Annotated in this window: 18 protein-coding genes and 1 pseudogene; 11 read left to right on the top strand and 8 right to left on the bottom strand. The window is 63.1% G+C overall.

The window, feature by feature from the left end:
• Entirely contained in the window at positions 1-1,185 is a 1,185-nt protein-coding gene (locus tag HB778_RS05685; RefSeq protein ID WP_183462192.1) for an MFS transporter, read from the bottom strand.
• Between the two features lie 161 nt (positions 1,186-1,346).
• On the opposite strand from HB778_RS05685, the gene HB778_RS05680 reads away from it, so the two are divergent.
• A complete protein-coding gene (locus HB778_RS05680; protein ID WP_183458765.1) occupies positions 1,347-2,291 on the top strand; it encodes an IS630 family transposase in 945 nt (314 codons plus the stop codon).
• Positions 2,292-2,503: 212 nt separating this feature from the next.
• On the opposite strand, the pseudogene HB778_RS05675 reads toward HB778_RS05680, so the two are convergent.
• Positions 2,504-4,167: pseudogene (locus HB778_RS05675) on the bottom strand (Na/Pi cotransporter family protein).
• 389 nt (positions 4,168-4,556) lie between these two features.
• On the opposite strand from HB778_RS05675, the gene HB778_RS05670 reads away from it, so the two are divergent.
• From HB778_RS05670 to rpoD, 3 genes are all read left to right on the top strand, one after another.
• Positions 4,557-4,925, top strand: coding sequence for an RcnB family protein (locus tag HB778_RS05670; protein WP_183462190.1), 369 nt, complete (start codon positions 4,557-4,559; stop codon positions 4,923-4,925).
• Positions 4,926-5,066: 141 nt separating this feature from the next.
• Entirely contained in the window at positions 5,067-7,001 is a 1,935-nt protein-coding gene (gene dnaG / locus HB778_RS05665) for a DNA primase (protein ID WP_183462188.1), read from the top strand.
• Between the two features lie 420 nt (positions 7,002-7,421).
• Positions 7,422-9,446, top strand: a complete 2,025-nt coding sequence (gene rpoD / locus HB778_RS05660; protein WP_095201737.1) for an RNA polymerase sigma factor RpoD — start codon at positions 7,422-7,424, stop codon at positions 9,444-9,446.
• A gap of 99 nt (positions 9,447-9,545) precedes the next feature.
• Here rpoD and HB778_RS05655 read toward each other — a convergent pair whose 3' ends face one another.
• Entirely contained in the window at positions 9,546-10,601 is a 1,056-nt protein-coding gene (locus HB778_RS05655) for a TauD/TfdA family dioxygenase (protein ID WP_183462187.1), read from the bottom strand.
• A 250-nt stretch (positions 10,602-10,851) separates the two neighbouring features.
• Between HB778_RS05655 and HB778_RS05650 the strand changes: the two genes are divergently transcribed.
• From HB778_RS05650 to HB778_RS05635, 4 genes are all read left to right on the top strand, one after another.
• A complete protein-coding gene (locus HB778_RS05650) occupies positions 10,852-11,145 on the top strand; it encodes a GYD domain-containing protein (protein ID WP_183462185.1) in 294 nt (97 codons plus the stop codon).
• A 108-nt stretch (positions 11,146-11,253) separates the two neighbouring features.
• A complete protein-coding gene (locus HB778_RS05645; RefSeq protein ID WP_183462183.1) occupies positions 11,254-11,523 on the top strand; it encodes a putative hemolysin in 270 nt (89 codons plus the stop codon).
• A 23-nt stretch (positions 11,524-11,546) separates the two neighbouring features.
• A complete protein-coding gene (locus HB778_RS05640) occupies positions 11,547-12,605 on the top strand; it encodes a DMT family transporter (RefSeq protein WP_183462181.1) in 1,059 nt (352 codons plus the stop codon).
• Between the two features lie 13 nt (positions 12,606-12,618).
• Positions 12,619-13,011 carry a thiol-disulfide oxidoreductase DCC family protein gene (locus HB778_RS05635; RefSeq protein ID WP_183462179.1) on the top strand — a complete coding sequence of 131 codons (393 nt, stop codon included), beginning with the start codon at positions 12,619-12,621 and terminating at the stop codon, positions 13,009-13,011.
• 55 nt (positions 13,012-13,066) lie between these two features.
• Here HB778_RS05635 and HB778_RS05630 read toward each other — a convergent pair whose 3' ends face one another.
• Entirely contained in the window at positions 13,067-13,324 is a 258-nt protein-coding gene (locus HB778_RS05630; protein ID WP_183462178.1) for a DUF2798 domain-containing protein, read from the bottom strand.
• A gap of 272 nt (positions 13,325-13,596) precedes the next feature.
• Between HB778_RS05630 and HB778_RS05625 the strand changes: the two genes are divergently transcribed.
• The gene (locus HB778_RS05625; RefSeq protein ID WP_183462176.1) at positions 13,597-14,283 is read left to right on the top strand and encodes a PadR family transcriptional regulator; all 687 of its coding nucleotides are present in this window, start codon (positions 13,597-13,599) and stop codon (positions 14,281-14,283) included.
• 635 nt (positions 14,284-14,918) lie between these two features.
• Here HB778_RS05625 and HB778_RS05620 read toward each other — a convergent pair.
• Both HB778_RS05620 and HB778_RS05615 read right to left on the bottom strand, forming a co-directional pair.
• Positions 14,919-15,179 (bottom strand): YiaA/YiaB family inner membrane protein, encoded by a 261-nt coding sequence (locus HB778_RS05620; protein WP_023779112.1) that lies wholly within the window; start codon positions 15,177-15,179, stop codon positions 14,919-14,921.
• Positions 15,180-15,240: 61 nt separating this feature from the next.
• The gene (locus HB778_RS05615; RefSeq protein ID WP_183462174.1) at positions 15,241-15,918 is read right to left on the bottom strand and encodes a PspA/IM30 family protein; all 678 of its coding nucleotides are present in this window, start codon (positions 15,916-15,918) and stop codon (positions 15,241-15,243) included.
• A 179-nt stretch (positions 15,919-16,097) separates the two neighbouring features.
• Here HB778_RS05615 and HB778_RS05610 point away from each other — a divergent pair, with 179 nt between their 5' ends.
• Positions 16,098-16,739 carry a TetR/AcrR family transcriptional regulator gene (locus tag HB778_RS05610; protein WP_183462172.1) on the top strand — a complete coding sequence of 214 codons (642 nt, stop codon included), beginning with the start codon at positions 16,098-16,100 and terminating at the stop codon, positions 16,737-16,739.
• A gap of 47 nt (positions 16,740-16,786) precedes the next feature.
• Positions 16,787-17,083 carry an HlyU family transcriptional regulator gene (locus tag HB778_RS05605; protein WP_183462170.1) on the top strand — a complete coding sequence of 99 codons (297 nt, stop codon included), beginning with the start codon at positions 16,787-16,789 and terminating at the stop codon, positions 17,081-17,083.
• Between the two features lie 43 nt (positions 17,084-17,126).
• Here the strand turns inward: HB778_RS05605 and HB778_RS05600 are convergent, their stop codons facing one another.
• Positions 17,127-17,825, bottom strand: a complete 699-nt coding sequence (locus HB778_RS05600; protein WP_183462168.1) for a helix-turn-helix transcriptional regulator — start codon at positions 17,823-17,825, stop codon at positions 17,127-17,129.
• Positions 17,826-17,870: 45 nt separating this feature from the next.
• Complete coding sequence (locus HB778_RS05595; RefSeq protein ID WP_183462166.1) at positions 17,871-18,803, bottom strand: NAD(P)-dependent alcohol dehydrogenase; 933 nt, start codon at positions 18,801-18,803, stop codon at positions 17,871-17,873.
• Positions 18,804-18,860: the final 57 nt, after the last annotated feature.

Genomic DNA, 18,860 nt, shown 5'->3' with positions numbered 1-18,860 from the left:
CTACTCGGCGGGTGCCGTCAGCGGTGGCGTGGCGTTGCTGCGCCCTTCCCAGACCTGGGAGACGACTGCGACCACCACGGCGACCAGCATCGCCAAAGCGCCGACGACCGGCAGGCTGCGGTAGCCGTAGCCGGCATTGAGCATGGCGGCGCCCAGTGACGCGGCGAGCGCGATGCCGACATTGAAGCCGGACGGGATCAGCGAGGAGGCGAGGTTGGAGGCATCTGCGGTCCACGCCAGGATGCGGGTCTGGATCGGCGTGCCGATGGCGAAGTTGAGGCCGCCCCAGATGACGATCGCGACAACCATCGGCACGGGGTAGGGGCTGACGGCATAGATGACCGCCAGCGTCACCGCCTGCAGGGCAAGCATGGTGATCAGCGAGGGCATCAGCTTCCAGTCCGACAGCTTGCCGCCGAGGAAGACGCCAAGGGTGGCGCCGACGCCGTTGAGCAGCAGCACCCAGGGCACCAGGTCCTCGTCGAGCCCGGTGACCTCCAGCAGGGTCGGCGTGATGTAGGTGAACAGGCAGAACTGGCCGAGCATCAGCATCAGCATCAGGATCAGCGACGTCCAGACCTGCTGGCGCGCCAGGACGCGAACCTCGCGGGCGAGGCCGGCGGGCTTGGCCTGATATCCAGCGGTACGCGGCAGAAGGGCTGCCATGGCAAGGGTTGCCGCCACGCCCAGCGCGCCCATCACCCAGAAGGTGGCGCGCCAGCCCCAGATGTTGCCGATCGCGGTGCCGGCCGGCACGCCGATGACGTTGGAGACGGTGAGGCCTGACAGGATGACCGCCACTGCCATGCCGCGTTTGTCCTCGGGAACGAGGCCGACGGCAACCACCATGGCGACGCCGAAATAGGCGCCGTGCGCGACTGCCACGGCAATGCGCAGCAGCAGCATCGAGGTGAAGTCTGGCGCCAGTGCGCAGGCCGCCTGGCCGATGGTGAAGGCGATGGCAAGGCCGAGCAGCAGGGTTTTGCGCGGCAGCGACTTGGTCGCAAGCGCCAGCAGCGGGCCGCCAATGGCGATGCCGCAGGCATAGCCGGAGACGAGATAGCCTGCCGAGGGAACCGAGACGCCAAGCCCCTCCGCTACCTGCGGCAGAACGCCGGCAATGACGAATTCGGTGGTGCCGAAAGCAAAAGCGGCGATGAACAGGGCGATAAGCGGAAGCGACATGGGGAAAGCCTTGGCTGGAACGGCCTCAAACCACGGATGGGCGGCACAGGCAATCCAGAAATTTTGTCGCGACTTTAGAGCGGTTCGCGTTTTGTCTGAATCGGGATTCCCAAGACTGAGCAAATCAGATTCGATGTTCTGACCGTTGGAGGTCGGGACAGATGGCCAAGCCTTATTCGATGGATTTGCGGGAACGGGCGTTGGCTCGCCTTGAAGAAGGCGAGACGAGCCGAGAGGTGGCCGCGGCACTGAAGGTGGCAGTTTCGAGCGTGATCAAGTGGGCGGCGCGCAAGCGTCGGCTGGGCAGTGCGGCACCCGGCAAGATGGGCGGTCATCGACCCTATCTGATTGACGGGGAGCATCGTGCCTTCGTCCTGAGCGAGGTCGAGCGGGATGCCAACATAACGCTTCATGAATTGACGGCCGCACTGGCTGACCGGGGTCTCATCATCCACCCTGCCAGCGTCGGTCGCTTCCTGCATCGCGAGGGCAAGAGTTTTAAAAAAACCGTTCTGCCGGCTGAGCAACTCAAGCCAAAGCTGATGCGTCGGCGGACGCAATGGATGCGCTATCAGACCCGCATTGACCCAACGCGCCTGGTCTTCCTGGATGAAACGTGGGTCAAGACCAACATGGCGCCGTTGCGCGGCTGGGGTGTGCGCGGCAAGCGGCTGATGGCTCACGCGCCATATGGTCATTGGAAGACGATGACCTTCATCGCCGCACTGCGGCATGATCGGGTAGAGGCGCCTTGGGTCATTGACGGACCCATCAATGCGCAGGCCTTCCGTGTCTATGTCGAAACCGAACTCATCAAGACCCTGAAGCCGGGTGACATCGTCATTCTCGACAATCTCGGATCTCACAAGGGCCAAGCCGTCCGCGACATCGTCAGGGCCGCCGGTGCGCGGCTCTTCTTCCTGCCGCCTTACAGTCCAGATCTCAATCCAATCGAGAAGCTCTTCGCCAAGCTCAAGCACTGCATGCGACGTGCCGCCAAGCGAAGCATCCAGGCCGTACACAGCGCCATCGCCAGCACCCTCGACGTCGTCACCTCAAATGAATGTAACAACTACATCGAAAGCGCCGGATACAAGTCAACCTAAATGCGAACCGCTCTAGGTTTTCTTGAGTGGGGGGTGGGGGGCGGTTCTTCCTTCTCCCCCTGTGGGAGAAGGTGGATCGGCGCGCAGCGCCGAGACGGTTGAGGGGTGGGTGACGGAGTGCCGTCCTCGCCAAGCTGGAACACCCCTCATCCGACCTCGCTTCGCGAGGCCACCTTCTGCCACAGGGGGAGAAGGGAAAAGCGGCGCTTGCCTCAGCTCGCCTTCAGCCGCGACCCGGTTAGCAGGCCGCGCTCTTCCAGCACCGGGTAGGCCATCGAGGCCAGCAGCGAGTTGATCTGCTTCAGGTCGCGGATGGTGTCGAGGTGGATCGAGCTGGTTTCGACGCTTTTGGCGGTGCCTTCGCGCAGCCGCACGAAATGGCTGGCGCTGGTTTCCTTCTCGCGGTCGCGCAACTGGTCCTTCTCCAGCACCAGTTGGCGGGCCGTTTCGGGGTCGCGCGAGACCAGGACGTTGAAGGCAAGTCTTGCATTGGCCAGCACCGAGGCGTGGAAGGCGGACAATTCGCTCCAGCCCTCGTCGGTGAATTCCAGCCCGTGTTCAATCTTCTTCTTCACATGCACCAGCATGTTGCGCACGATGATGTCGCCGACCTGCTCGAGCTTGACGCAGGCGCCGATCAGTTCCTGGCAGCGCAGCGCCTCGTCCTCGGTCAGCGGGTTCTTGGTGACCTTGGCGAGGTAGAGTTTTATCGCCGCGTGCTTGCGGTCAACGCGGTCGTCGAGGGCGGCAAGTGCCTTGATCTTGTCGGCGTCGGCGCTCTCATAGAGCTCGATGATGCGCTTCAGCATGATCTCGACCGTCTCGCAGACCCGCACCACCTCGCGCGTGGCGTTGGCCAGTGCCTGGCTCGGCACATCGAGCGCGCTCTCGTTGAGCGCCGACAACTCGATGACGTCGAGCGAGGCGGCCGGCGCCGGCTTGGTGCCGAGCGCCACGATCTTCTCCGAAGCGCGATAGACGAAGCCGGCCAGCGGCAGGCCGGCAAGCAGGATGATGACGTTGAACAGGATGTGGGCGTTGACGATCTGGTCCGCCGCCGTCGCGCCGAGGAAGCCGACATGCGGGCGGACGATCATGAACAGGATCAGCATGACCAGCGAGCCCAGCCCGCGCATCAGCAGATTGCCGATCGGCACGACGCGCACGGCGGGGCCGGTCGAGCGCGTCAGCATCGGCGCGATGATCGAGGAGCCGAGATTGACGCCGAGGATGAGGACGACGCCGAGTTCCGGGCTGATCAGGCGCGGCCGGCCAGCGTCGCCATCAAAAGCACCGCCGCGATGCTCGACTGGAACAGCCAGGTGATCAGCGCAGCCAAGAGATAGGCGGTGATGGAATCGCTGGAGAAGTAGTTGATGATGACCGGCATCAGCTGGCTGTTGCGCAGCGGCTCGGATGCCTGGCCGATCATTTCCAGCGACAGGATCAACAGGCCGATGCCGACCAGGATGCGGCCGGTCTGGCGCCAGTCGCGCCGCTCGGTGGCCATGAACATCACCGTGCCGGTGATCAGGCAGAGCGGCACCAGCAGCGTGAGATCGAAGGTCAAAAGCTTGACCACGAGCGCCGAGCCGATCTCGGCGCCGCGCACGGCCAATTGGCCGGCGGCACCCGAGACGATGCCGGAACCGGCGAAGGAGCCGACCAGCAGCGTCACCGCGGTCGAACTTTGCAGGGCGATGGCGAGGCCTGTGCCGGCCAGCACCGCCATGATCGGATTGCGCATGGTTGCGCGCAGCCTGTGGCGCAGCACGTCGCCATAAGCGCGCTCGACGCCGGTCTTGACCATTCGGGTGGCAAACAGCATCAGCGCGACCGCGCCGGCCAGATGCAGAAGGACGACGGAACCGCTCATTGAGGCGCCTGCATGCGAATGGCGCCCACGATGCGGACATCGTGGCGATCAGGAGAGAAAACAAGGGTACGAATCATGGTCATGGCAGCCGTGGATAATAGCCGGAATATTTTAGCCGGATAATAAAATTTTGTCGATTTCAAGGGGCTGTTGGTGCGCGACAGGGCGTGTCGGAAAATGGACGGATGCGCAAATGGTTGCATCGCCGGTCGGTGGCATCACGGCGGATCGGCCGCGTCGGCCGCGCTGCTCGCTGTCAACTTTGCGATGATGTTCAAATATCAGGAATAAGTAGAAGATTTCATTACGTAATTGTAATGCTCCCATTCAGTTTCGGTTCATCCCCTGGCCGCTATTCCTCGGGGCATCGACAACCAAGGAGACTTCCCATGAAACGCATTGTTCTTTCTGCTCTCGCTGTCGCGATGCTCGCCGCCACGTCGCTTACCGGCCAGGCCGCGCCGATGAACGCGCCGGTCGCGCCGCAGTCGAATTACACCAAGGTCGACTGGCAGAAGCCCGGCCACCACAACGATGTGAGGAAGCGCGTCTTCAAGAAGAAGGTCGTCGTGAAGCGCAACCACTGGCGCAACGGCCAGAAGTATTCGGGCTGGAGGCAGCACCGGCCGATCCGCGACTATGGCCGCTACGGCCTACATCGCCCCGGCCGCGGCCAGGAATGGATCCGCGTCGGCAACGACTATGTGCTGGTCGGCATCCTGTCGGGCGTCATCTTCGGCGCGCTTGCCGCGCAGTAAGTTCCGGCAGCTGGACTGAGAAGGAAGGGCGGCCCGCAACGGCCGCCTTTCTTTTTGCCCTGTGGAAACCGGGTATGGCCCGTATTGGGGGTCGTCGGATTTCGCCGGCATGATTATATGGTGGGGAAACGAGTTCCCTCAATGCGCTTTCCGCCCGCCTTTCTCGACGAGATCCGCGACCGCGTGCCGATTTCATCGGTTATCGGCCAACGCGTCGCGTGGGATCGTAAGAAGACCAATGCGTCGCGCGGCGACTATTGGGCCTGCTGTCCCTTCCATGGCGAGAAAAGCCCGTCCTTCCACTGCGAGGACAAGAAAGGCCGCTACCATTGTTTCGGCTGCGATGTGTCGGGCGACCATTTCAAATTCCTCACTGAACTCGACGGCATGAGTTTTCCCGAGGCGGTCGAGAAGATCGCCGACATGGCCGGCGTGCCAATGCCGGTGCGCGACGAGCGGGAGGAACGGCGCGAGAAAGAGCGCGCCAGCCTGACCGACGTCATGGAAATGGCGACCGCCTTCTTCCAGGAGCGGCTGCAGGGACCGGAGGGAGCCAAAGCCCGCGCGTATCTCAGGGATCGCGGGCTGACGCCAGCGACGCAGCAGTCGTTCCGGCTCGGCTTCGCGCCCGACAGCCGCAATGCTCTGAAGGAGCATCTCGCCGCAAAAGGCGTGCCGAAAGCCGATATCGAAGCCTGCGGGCTGGTGCGGCATGGCGACGACATTCCGGTCTCCTATGACTGGTTCCGCGACCGCATCATGTTTCCGATCCCGGATTCGCGCGGCAAGATCATCGCCTTTGGCGGCCGGGCGCTGGCGGCCGATGCGCTGGCCAAATACATGAACTCGCCCGACACCGAGCTCTTCCACAAGGGCAATGTGCTCTACAATTTCGCCCGTGCCCGCAAGGCGCTCGCGAAAGGCGGCACGGTCATCGCCGTCGAAGGCTACATGGACGTGATCGCGCTAGCACAGGCCGGCTTCGAGAATGTCGTGGCGCCGCTCGGCACCGCGCTTACCGAAAACCAGCTGGAATTGCTTTGGCGTATGGCGCCCGAACCGATGCTGTGCTTCGACGGCGACAAGGCCGGGCTGAAGGCGGCGTGGCGTGCCGCGGATCTGGCATTACCCTCGGTGCAGGCCGGGCGCTCGGCGCGCTTCGCGCTGCTGCCGGAAGGCAAGGATCCCGACGACCTGGTCAAGGCCGAGGGGCCGGACGCTTTCCGTGCCGTGCTTGCCGATGCGCGGCCGCTGGTCGACCTGTTGTGGATGCGCGAGACGGCGGGTGGTGTCTTCGACACGCCGGAGCGGCGGGCGGAACTGGGAAAGACGCTGCGGGAACTCGCCAGCCGCATCCGCGACGAAAGCACGCGCTATCACTACCAGCAGGAAATGCGTGAGCGGGAAAAGAGCTTCTTCGGCTTGCAGCGCGATGCGCGGCAAGGGCGCCAGGACTGGAAACCGGGGCAGGGCAAGGCAGCCGCACCCGGCGGCCAATTCGCCAAGCCTGGCGGCGGCCGCATGGCAATCACCGAAAGCCTCGGCCAGTCGGCGCTGGTCAAGCGCGGCAGCGAGGGCATGTCGGTGCGCGAGGCGACGATCATCGTGGCCCTGGTCAACCATCCACCGCTGATCGACGAGAATTTCGCCCATGTCGAATTTCTCGACCTTGCCAATTCCGATCTGCAGCGGCTGCATGCCGCCATCCTTGACGCGATGGCGCATGACACGGCCAATGACCGCCACGCCGTGGTGGCGACGATCGAGCGTGCCGGCTGCGCCGAGATCTGGGAGCGCGCCGTCGGCCTGATCCGGCGGGCGCGGCAATGGCCGGCGCTGGAGACGGCGGCACTCGACGACGCCCGCGACGCTCTGAACCAGGCACTGCACTTGCAGCGCAGCGCGCGCACCTTACATAAGGAACTGAAACAGGCGGAAGCGGCGCTCGAAGCAGATCCCTCGGACGAAAACTTCCGCCATCTGATCGAAATTCAGGCGCAATTTCAGGATGTACAGGCGACGGAAGCGCTGATCGAAGGATTCGGCGTTTCGTCGGGCAGGGCCGGGCGAGCCTAAGTGCAGCTGAATGCAAGAATGAGAGCGTGGCTGGGCTTCCCAAGGGGGCGAGGCGCGCTAAGTCGGGTAATTGATTCGCTTTTTTCATGCGAATCATGCCAGAGGCGCTTGACCTTCTGACAGAATGGCGGAATCAGGACGATTCGAAACGTTAACCCGCACCCGCGCCGACGGGAAATGAGCGATGTGAGGTACTGGTGACTGGACAGGCAGGCAGCCTGCCACAGATATCAGGGTTAATCTGGACTTAATGCATGTCGCCCAAAAGGGGAAACCAGCTTTGGGCAACGACGTGTACCAAACAAGGTAGATGCGGCTACCGGCCCGGTGAAAGCGCGTTTTTAAGCGAGCACATCCGGTTTTGACTGGTCCGACAGTTTATGCGGCTTCGATGGCAGCCGCTTGGAGAAGATAAAAAAAATGGCGACTAAGGAAAAGGAAGAGGTCGAGACCGAACGCGAAGGCGCCACCGATGGCCCTCTGCTCGACCTTTCCGATGATGCTGTCAAGAAGATGATCAAGGCCGCCAAGAAGCGCGGCTATGTCACGATGGACGAGCTGAATTCGGTGCTGCCTTCCGAGGAAGTGACCTCCGAGCAGATCGAGGACACGATGGCGATGCTGTCCGACATGGGCATCAACGTCGTCGAGGATGACGAGCAGGGTGAAGAGGCCGAGGCCGGCGACACCGCGGCCGATGCCGAGGAAGACGCCAACGAGCTGGCCGAACAGACCGGCACGGCGGTCGCCGCCACCACCACCAAGAAAGAGCCGACCGACCGCACCGACGATCCGGTGCGCATGTATCTGCGCGAGATGGGCTCGGTCGAGCTTCTGTCGCGCGAAGGCGAAATCGCGATCGCCAAGCGTATCGAGGCCGGCCGCGAGACGATGATTGCGGGCCTGTGCGAAAGCCCGCTGACCTTCCAGGCCATCATCATCTGGCGCGACGAGCTCAACGAATCCAAGATCCTGCTGCGCGAGATCATCGATCTTGAAGCCACCTATGCCGGCCCCGAAGCCAAGCAGGCGCCGGTGGTCGAGCGCATCGAGGAAGCGCCCAAGCCCGAGGAAAAGTCGCGCCGTGGACGCGACGAGGAAGACGACATCACCAATGTCGGCGCCGATACGCGCGGCATCGGGGATGATGACGAGGAAGACGAGGACGAGGCGAGCCTGTCGCTGGCGGCGATGGAAGCCGAACTGCGCCCGCAGGTGATGGAGACGCTCGACGTCATCGCCGACACCTACAAGAAGCTGCGCAAGCTGCAGGACCAGCAGGTCGAGAACCGCCTGGCCGCCGCCGGCACGTTGTCGCCCAGCCAGGACCGCCGGCTGAAGGAGTTGAAGGACCAGCTGATCAAGGCGGTGAAGTCGCTTTCGCTCAACACCGCGCGCATCGAGGCGCTGGTCGAGCAGCTCTACGACATCAACAAGCGCCTGGTGCAGAACGAGGGCAAGCTCTTGCGGCTGGCCGAAAGCTATGGCGTGCGCCGCGAGGAGTTCCTGAAGGAATATCAGGGCTCCGAGCTCGACCCGAACTGGACGCGCGCGATCGGCAATCTGACCTCGCGCGGCTGGAAGGAATTCACCAAGAACGAGAAGGATGCGATCAAGGACCTGCGTGCCGAGATCCAGCACCTGGCCACCGAAACGGCGATCTCGATCCTGGAATTCCGCAAGATCGTCAACCAGGTGCAGAAGGGCGAGCGCGAAGCCGCGATCGCCAAGAAGGAAATGGTCGAGGCCAATCTGCGCCTCGTCATCTCCATCGCCAAGAAATACACCAACCGCGGCCTGCAGTTCCTCGACCTGATCCAGGAAGGCAATATCGGCCTGATGAAGGCGGTCGATAAGTTCGAATACCGCCGTGGCTACAAGTTCTCGACCTACGCGACATGGTGGATCCGGCAGGCGATCACGCGTTCGATCGCCGACCAGGCGCGCACCATCCGCATTCCGGTGCACATGATCGAGACGATCAACAAGATCGTGCGCACCTCGCGCCAGATGCTGCACGAGATCGGCCGCGAACCGACGCCGGAGGAACTGGCCGAAAAGCTCGCCATGCCGCTCGAAAAAGTGCGCAAGGTGTTGAAGATCGCCAAGGAGCCGATCTCGCTCGAAACGCCTGTCGGCGACGAGGAGGATTCGCATCTGGGCGATTTCATCGAGGACAAGATGGCGATCCTGCCGATCGACGCGGCGATCCAGGCCAATCTGCGCGAGACCACGACGCGCGTTCTGGCCTCGCTGACGCCACGCGAGGAGCGCGTGCTGCGCATGCGCTTCGGCATCGGCATGAACACCGACCATACGCTGGAAGAAGTCGGCCAGCAGTTCTCGGTCACCCGCGAGCGTATCCGCCAGATCGAAGCCAAGGCGCTGCGCAAGCTCAAGCACCCGAGCCGGAGCCGCAAGCTGCGCAGCTTCCTCGACAGCTGAGTTGAGTTTTATCTCTGCGAAGAGTTGAGGGCGCCGATTGGCGCCCTTTTTCGTTTCAAGCGTCAGCGGAAAGCCGTTTCAGACTTTTCCGGAATTGCCCTATAGCGGCACGTTCAGCCGGGTCCCCTTGACAATGATCCCGCCCCGGTCGCCGATCTCGATCGAGCCGTAGCGCTGCCTGAAACACTCAGGCAGCAGGCGGTCGCCGGGAACCGATAGCCACAGGCGCAGCATATGGCGCCGCTTGTCCGGGTCTGGCCAATCGCGAAACCCCATGCGGTCGTGCAGCAGCGAATGATTGTAGACGAACTGCATGTCGCCGGGCTGAAGCCGCATCGACAGGTTCAGCCTGACATCATTGGCAAGGCTGTCGAAGAGATCCAGCGCTTCGACATGCGCGGGGCTGAGCCGCATGGCATCCGGGAAGCGTTGGGCACTGTCGATGTACTGGCGCTGGTAGATGCCGGTCAGCAATCCCGCATGCCAGTTGAGGACCGGGATCTCGAAATAGGGTTTTTCGCCTTCCGGTATCTCGCCGCGCCGGTCGGTTGCAATCGGATCAAACAGCAGGCGGACCAGATCGGGCCGTCTTTTGCGCATCTCGTTATAGATCGTCACCGTGCTGACCAGCAGCGACTCGCCGCCTTGCATGGCATCCCTTAGGCAGAGCAGGCCGACGACATCGGCGGAATCGGTGTGAAACGTCTGGCGTTCCGCCGTCTGGTAGATGCGTGTCGTGGCGTCCCTGGCGTCGGCGCCGATGTCGCGGACATGGCCGAGAATGTGGCCCTGGGCATTCTGTGAGCGTGCGCTTCCCAGATGCGCGCCGATCCCGCAGAAGATCGTCGCCGTCATTTCAGCGGAATATCCCGCGACCGGGAGACCGCGCAGCACCTCGAAGCCTATTCCGACGATCAGTTTTTGGCGAAGCGCGGAAAGATGGCCGGCAAGCCGGGGTAAGGGGAAATCGGCCTTGCTCAGGTTGCCGATATCGCGTGAGCGGGCGAGAAAACCGGCGGCCGCCGATTCCAGTTCCGCGACGTCGCGCGAGCCCAGTTCGACCAGCCATTGTTCAGAATGCTTTGCCATGTCCTCGCCGATCCATGCCGCAGGAATGTCGACCCGGTCCGGCGGCAGGTCTGTTGTCTCGCGCATGACATTCTCCTGCGGGCCGGATCGGCTCTGGACATTGGGGATTTCCCGGGCTGACGGCCAAGATGGAGATTGCCGCAATCAGACGGGTTTTTAAACCGGCTTTCCCTTGGTCGGCGCCGACGCGCGGTGGTCCTTGCGGGACGTTCGCCGCGGGAGGATAATTTCGCGTCGGATGCATTTTCTGGGCGACAACCCGGATGCCCGCCCCGGCGAAGCCGCCGTGCTCCGTGGCTCCGGAAGGAGGCGTACCATGACGACCTACATCATGCTGATGAACTGGACCGAGCAGGGCGCGAAGAACGTGCGCGATTCGCCCAAGCGCCTCGACGCCGCCAGGAAGCAGCTGGGAGACATGGGCGGGTCGTTCAAGGCGTTCTACCTGACCATGGGCGAATACGACATGGTGGCGGTGGTCGAAGCGCCCGATGATGCGGTGCTGGCGCGTTTCGCGCTGATGCTGGCCGCGAACGGAAACCTCAAGTCACGCACGCTGAAGGCTTTCCCGGAATTCGCTTACCGCGAGATCATCTCGTCGCTTGGATGAAGCAAGCGACAGGGCTCCTTGAAGGCAGCGGCCAAGTGCCGGCCTGACGGCGCTTTGCCGCAGGACAGGACGCGTCGCCATGATAGACTGCGGCCAGGGGAGATCGCGATGAAGAACGCCTCGATATTGGCCGCCAGCCTCGCCTTGATATCGTCGATGCCGTTCGCCGCCGGCGCCGCCGCGCAAAAACCGGTCGGCATGGCCAATCCGGCATCCGTCCATTGCGGCGAGATCGGCGGGCGCCTGGTGATCCGGAAAGACAAGGCCGGCAATGAATACGGGTTTTGCCGGTTGCCCAAAGGGCGCCTGTGCGAGGAGTGGGCGCTGTTTCGCGACAACAAATGCATCGGGCCAAAGGCTGCCATGCGCGGCAAGTGACGCGCACGCTATAGGATGAGATCATGTCCGAAACGCATTCGCATCTCTGGCCCGGCGTGCCGCTCGCCCTTGGCTCGGCTGTTCTGTTCGGCGCGACGCCGCCACTTTCCAAGCTGCTGCTCGATGCCGTGAACCCCTTCATGCTGGCCGGCCTGCTCTATCTCGGTGCCGGCGTCGGCCTCGCTCTCTACCGCCTGCTTCGCGGCAAGCAGGCGGCGGCCGGCGAAGCGCAGCTGGGCGCCCGGGATATTCCCTGGCTGGCGCTGGCAATCGGCATGGGTGGCATCGTCGCGCCGGTGCTGTTGATGTTCGGCCTCAGTCTCAACACGGCGTCCAGTTCAGCGCTGCTGCTCAACCTGGAAGGGCTGGCGACGATGGCGATCGCCTGGCTTGTCTACCGCGAGAATGTCGACCGGCGCCTGCTTTTTGGCGCCTTAGCCATTCTGGCGGGCGCGGTGCTGTTGTCGTGGAATGGCGGCGGCGTTGCTTTCAACCCGGGCGCCCTGCTGGTGGCGGCGGCCTGCCTGGCCTGGGGGCTGGACAACAATTTCACGCGCCGGATTTCGGCCACCGACGCTGTGGTGATCGCCATGCTGAAAGGGCTGGTGGCGGGTGCGGCCAATGTCGGGTTGGCACTTGTTGCCGGGGCATCGTTTCCCGCGATGGCCATTGTCGCGGCGACGGCGGCCGTCGGCTTCCTCGGCATCGGCGTCAGCCTGGTGATGTTCATCCTGGCGCTACGCCATCTCGGCACCGCGCGGACGGGCGCCTATTACTCGCTGGCTCCGTTCATCGGTGCGCTGCTGGCCATCGTCATGCTGGGCGATGCGGTCACCTTCAAACTGGTGATTGCGGGGTTTTTGATGGGCGTCGGCCTGTGGCTGCATCTGTCGGAACGCCACGAGCATGAGCACGACCATGAGGCGCTGGAACATGAGCACAGCCATGTGCATGACGAACACCACCAGCATGATCATGATGGGCCGGTGAGCGAGCCGCATTCGCACAGGCACCGGCATGCGCCGACGCGCCACCGGCATCCGCACTATCCGGACCTGCATCATCGTCACGGCCACGGCTGAGCATGCCAAGATCATGCTCAAGCAAACACCCAAGCCTGAACTGACCGTTTGGTACAACACGCGTTGCCCTGTCTGCGATGCGGGCATCAGCCGGCAGAAGCGGCGGCTGATCGCAGCGGTCAAGGCCGGGCGGATCGAATTTCGCGACATCAATCTGGAGCCGGCGGCACTTGGCCGTTTTGGCGCTTCGTTGGAAGACATCCGCCGCCGGTTGCATGCCACCGATGCGAATGGCCGCTTGCTGGTCGGCGCTGATGTCGCGATTGCCGTGTGGCAGGCGACGCCAGGCGAGGGCTGGCTGGCCACGCTTTTCGGCAATCCGGTTGCCTTGCCGCTGACGCGCCTTGCCTATGATCGCTTCGCCGACCTGCTCTACGCCTGGAACCGGCGCAAGGGCCGCTGGTAACATTCGATGAGGCGCAAAGGTCCGGAAGGTGTCTCCGGACCCTTGTCTGCCGGCTCTATCGGCTGGCCGGCTCGCATAGCGCACCGACGATGCGGCGCACCATGGGCAACACCAGCAGCAGCGTTGGAAACGCCACCAGCCAGGACAGGCCCCAGGCGGTCATCCAGATGGACGGCAGGCCGGGGTGGAAGCCGAGACTCTTCAACGTCGAGATGAACGAGACGATGAAGGTCATCAGCAGCGACAGCACCAAGGGGCTGAGGATCGCGGCGTAGTGCGCAGGCAGCTTCCTGCGCTGATGTCTTGCAGTCATTTTGGGAGTTTCCCTGAAGTGTCCGGTCGTTCGCATGTGGCATCCGTTCGCCGGTTTCGGCGTAACTGCCCGGAAGGACCGGGGTTGGATGCGTTGCTTGACGTCAGACGCTTACGGAGCGGTCTTCGACCCTCGAGCGCCTTCTAGCCGCGCGTTTCGGCGAAAGCAAGCCTCTGGCGCCACATTCAGATACATCGTAAGATATATCTTGACTCAACGAAAGAGCGCGCCTAATTAAGATATATCGTAAGATAGAACTCAAGGAGCAATCAATGCATAAGGACAATCATTTCGGACGCGGCCATTTCGGCGAGCGCATGTTCATGCACATGGCCGGCAAGTTCGGCAGAGGGGGCGGCGGCTTTGGCCCGTTCGGCCATGGCGGTCGCGGTGGCGGACGTGGTGGCCCGGGCGACATGTTTCGCGCCGGCCGCATGCTGGCCGACGGCGATCTCAAGCTGATCACCCTGTCGCTGCTGGCCGAGGCGCCTCGCCACGGCTACGACATCATCAAGGCGCTGGAAGAGCGCACCAGCGGCATCTACAGCCCGAGCCCGGGCGTGGTCTACCCGACGCTGACCTTCCTGGAAGAGGCTGGCTATGCCTCCTCCGCTGCGGACGGCAACAAGAAGGTGTTTTCCATCACCGAGGCCGGGCAGGCGCATCTGGCTGAGAATCGCGAGATGATCGACGGCGTGCTCGACCATCTCGAACGCTTCGGCCGCAAGATGGCCAAGGCGCGCGACTGGTTCGGCTGGAACGACGATGGCGAGGACCGTCGCGGCGGCCGTGGTGGCCGTGGCGAGCGTTCGGAAACGCGCGACGAATTCCGCGCCATCCGTCACCGCCTGCGCGCGGCGCTGGGCGAGATCGTCGATGCCCCGGCTGAAAAGCAGGCCGAGGCGATCGCCATCCTCGAAGCCGCGGCCGAAGCGCTGGAAGCGCTGACGCACCGCTGAGGCGCGGAGCAGGGTGCTGGCGCGGATCTAGCAAGACCAGGATTCCTCGCCCCCGCAAAGCGGCTACGCTATGCACACATCTTCTGTGACTGGCGTGACTGATCGGCCCGAGGCTTGATTGCTACGTGGTTCCCCCAATCCGTCGCTGCTTCGCAGCGCCACCTTCCCCCCTCCGGAGGGAAAGGAAGGGAGCGTTTCTGGACGAGCGTTGACGGCAAAAAGCTTGGCGCCTTTCCTCTACCCCGTCGATCGGGGGTCCGAAGGACGGGCGAGACCCGTGGCTCGCCCCGGCAGGTGGCTCGGCGAAGCCGAGACGGAGTGGGGGTCGACCAGCGCAGCATAAGACATGCATGCGCCAAGCTACCATGTACGCTATCGCCAAAGACCAGCCGCTCGGAATGTGTGCATGCCGTAGCGCAAAGCGGGGGAGAGGTGGCCGCGAAGCGGTCGGAGAGGGGTCGCTGCGCTGGCAAGTTTTCTCAGACCTCATTCAAGGTCGAGCCATTCCCCCTCTCCGTCTCGGCTTCGCCGCGCCACCTCTCCCCCACTCCCGTGGGAGGTGAGGAGCCCAAGTTCTGCAAGGCACAAAAAAGCCCGGGGAGACCCGGGCTTTTTTGCGTCAAGGCAGGCCGGCATCATTCCTTGCCGACATATTCGCTGATCAGCTTTTCGTTGCGGGCCTTTTCGATCTTGGCGGTCATCTCGGCCGACAGGCGTTCGTCGGTGCGGTACTTGACCAGGTTCACCAGGCTGCCGGTCAAGAGCAGGATGCCCATGGCCCAGTAACCCTTCGTCGCGAGGTCGACAGGCGCCAGCCACAGCGACAGGCCGAGCATGAAATAGGCGGCACCGACCGAGGCGGTGTTGAACATGATGTAGGTCTGATTGGCGTTCATTGGAGTTCTCCGTTGGTTCGATGATGTTGGATTGGATGGAAGTCAGGTTCGAAAGCAGGTTTCAGTTGATGGTCTTGAGGCGCTCGAGCACGTCCCTGGCGCGCACCTTCACCGCCGGGCCGTGACCGGCGTCGGCAAGGCGGTCGCGGATCGCTTCGTGACGCAGTTCGCCGTCGATCTCGTCGAGGATGCCGGCCTCCTCGAACGGGTCGCTGGCTCCCTTGATGCGGGCCAAGAGCTCCTCGGCGTCGTTGAGGCTTCCAGAATTGCCGATCGACCTGACCAGGCGTGACTGTGCCTTGCGCTCGGCATCGATGGCCCGGGCCGAGATCATGCCCTGGTTGAGGTCGATGATGCGGCGATGCGCCCGCTCCACCGAAACGCGCATCCGCAAGGTCTTTTCGCCAAGGTTCTGCACGGTGGCGCGACGGACCTCGCGTTCATTCTCCAGCTCGGCGATGGCCGCGGCACCACTTTCGGCGAGCCCGTTGTTACCGGCGGCGAGCGCGCTGAGCGTGCGGCTTTCGAGATCGGCATGGCGGCGTTCGAGCTGGTCGAGACCGGCCTGCTCGGCACGCTGGCGAACGATCAGCGAAGCAAGCGTCTGCTTGGCGGCGGCAAGGCCCGCCTCGGCGTCGCGGATGCGCTGCGCCAGAAGGTCGATGGCGAAGCGATCCTTGAGGCCGTCCTCGGCCCTTGCGCTGGCGCCGTCGAGCAATGTTCTGATCAGGCTAAGCATGGTTCTTCTCCCTTCGAATGTTCCCGTGAACAATGTTCACGAAGCCAACATAACAGGAAATGAACATTGTTCAAGAGGTTTTTGAACGCTGTTCACGAAATCCCGGGTATGGTAAACAAGAGGAAATCGCGGTTCGAACCAGCGTGCAGCGCAAGGCGCGCGCATTCACAAGGATTGATATGGCACTGGACAGGGAAGAGACGGGCGAGCGGGTGCTGGCGATTGCCGAGGTGCTGCTCAACGAGGGCGGCATGGACAATCTGAAGGCCAGGACCATAGCCGAGCAGGCGGGCATCTCGGTCGGTTCGGTCTACAACCTGTTTTCCGATCTCGACGGGGTGCACCGTGCCGTCAACATGCGGCTGCTCGACCGGCTGGGTGCGGCAGGGGCAGCGGCGATGGCCGATCTTTCCAAGCGCGGCACTACCGATGTGCGCCAGCGCCTGCTGGCGCTGGCCGACGCGTATGTCCGTTTTGTCGAGGCGCATCCCGGCAGCTGGCCGGCACTGCTCGCCTTCAACAGGCGGCGTCCGACGCTGGCCGAGCCGGACGCGTATGAGGCGCGGCTCGACCAGCTGTTCGAGATCATTGCCCAGGTGCTCGCCGGCGGCGACTTCGACCTCGACGACGACACGCGCCGGATCGCCGCGCGCACGCTGTGGTCAAGCGTGCATGGCATCGTCACCAGCGGCTATGCGGCCAGATCCGTGCGCCGGCAGGCCGACGAGATCGACCAGCAGATCGAGCTGCTGGTCGCGGTCTTCATCAGGGGGCTGGAACGCGGCGGCACATTCGCGCATGCTGGGACGAAAACGTCGTGAATCGCGAACGGACCGCGGTTTGCAGGGCGAACAAGGAGATTTGAGCGATGTCTTTTCTGAAACGTCTATTCGGCGGTGGCAGCAGTGGTGAAGCGGCCGAGCCCAAAAGTGCGGCACCCGCCAAGCAGGTCGAGCACAAGGGTTTCCTGATCAGCGCCACGCCCTACAAGGCCGACGGCCAGTACCAGACCTGCGGAATCGTCTCCAAGGAGATCGACGGCGTGATGAAGGAACACAAATTCATCCGCGCCGACCGCTTCGCCGGACTGGACGACGCCGTCGACATCTCGATCAAGAAGGGTATCCAGCTGGTCGATGAACAGGGCGAGCGGATTTTTGGGTAGGGCACTGGGTCGAACAGTCCGCCGCAAGGAATGGATGTTCACTTCAGCCGGATAGTTTTGCGTTTTCGCCATCAACCTTGACCCGCCATTGCTTGGCCAGATCACGGCGGCGCCCCGGGTAGCGGCCGGCCTGTAACTCAGCTCGGCCAATCCGGTCCGTGCGGAACAGCCGAAAGTCTTGCCGCAACTCGCACCAGCCGGCGACGAAGCGTTTCGTCTCGACAAAGCCAAGCATGATTGGCCAGATGATCCGCTCGGTCGCGGGTCCCTTGGGGTCACGATAGCTTATGAGAAGCTTGCGCTGCTCGCGCATCGCCTGGCGCACGATCTGCAAATCGATCTCGTTCACATGAGCCGGCGCACGGCCGACATGGAAGGCGTTCTCATTTAAGGTTGGGCGCAGCTCTGCAGGCAGCACCGCCCCGATCTTGCCAAGCAGGTTCTCTGCGGCGCGCGCGAGGCCAGGATCGGTCTGCCGGCTTACCCATTGGGCGCCAAGCGTGAGCGCGTGCATTTCTTCCTCGGTGAACATCAGCGGCGGCAGCAGGAAGCCGGGCTTTAGGATGTAGCCAAAGCCCGGCTCGCCTTCGATCTGAGCGCCCAAAGCCTGCAAGGCGGCGATGTCACGGTAGATGGTCCGCAAGGAAACCCCGGCTTCGCGCGCAAGCTCGGTGCCCGGCACCGGGCGTTGGTGCCGGCGCAGCATCTGCATAAGTTCGAAAAGCCGGTTGCTCTTGGACATCGGACTATCCTAGCACACACCGTGCCAAACTTTGGCAGCAGGCTGTCAAGCCATGGACACCAAGCCTTTTCCGCCGAGTCTGCGGCCGGATTCAAGGGCGGTCACCAGCGCAATCGCATCCTGAAGACGAACGATTTCCACCACCGGCAGCTTGAGTGCCCCTTTGCCCGCCGCGCGGGCGAGATTGTCGAGAATGTCGGCTCTCGCCGTGCAGATGATCGGCTTCAGGTGCCGGTTGAACAGCGCGCGGATGAACTTGGCCGGCGTCGGGTTGATGTCGAGATAGAAACCACGCTTGCGCAGCAGGCCGAGACCGACGGCGACGGTCATCGTGCCGGCGGTATCATAGACGACGTCGTAGCGGTTGCTGATCTTCGAAAGGTCCGTCTTGCGATAATCGAAGACGGTCTGAACGCCGAGGTCGCGCGCCCTTTGCATCGCTTCCGCGCTGCAACTTCCGGAGACTGTTGCACCGAGCATGCGGGCGATTTGAACCGCCGACTCGCCGACGGCGCCAGTGCTGCCGTTGATGAGGACGTGCTTGCCTGCCGTCAACTGCGCCTTGTCGACGAGACCATTCCAGGCGGTGATGCCGGGCGTGGCAAGGCACGCCGCCTCCTCGAAGGAGATCGAATTAGGCATCTTGGCAAGGAAGGTTTCCGGCACGATCACGGCTTCGCCGATCGCACCGCCATCCTTGATCGGCGCGAGGCCAAACACGGCATCGCCGACCTTGACGCGCGAGACGCCGGGACCGACCGAAGTGACGGTTCCCGAAAAATCGCTGCCCAGGGCACGAGGGAATGTTTTCCCCGTCACCATCTTCAGCGCGCCGTTGCGCACTTTCCAGTCGATGGGATTGATGGCCGCGAAGTGGACCTTGACGGCAACCTCGCTTTTGCCCGGCGCGCGAAGCTCGAAATTCTCGAGCTTCATCAAGTCCGGGCCGCCATAGCGGTCATATTGGATGCGTTTCATAACTCGTCTCTCAGGGATGGAGATCACCTCGGCCAAGCTGCTCGGCCGTTCGGTCTC

Origin of the sequence: Mesorhizobium huakuii (assembly GCF_014189455.1) — a bacterium.
GTDB classification, from domain to species: Bacteria; Pseudomonadota; Alphaproteobacteria; order Rhizobiales; family Rhizobiaceae; genus Mesorhizobium; species Mesorhizobium huakuii_A.
Note: the sequence above shows the minus strand (reverse complement) of the source record. Positions and strands in the feature narration are given on the sequence as shown.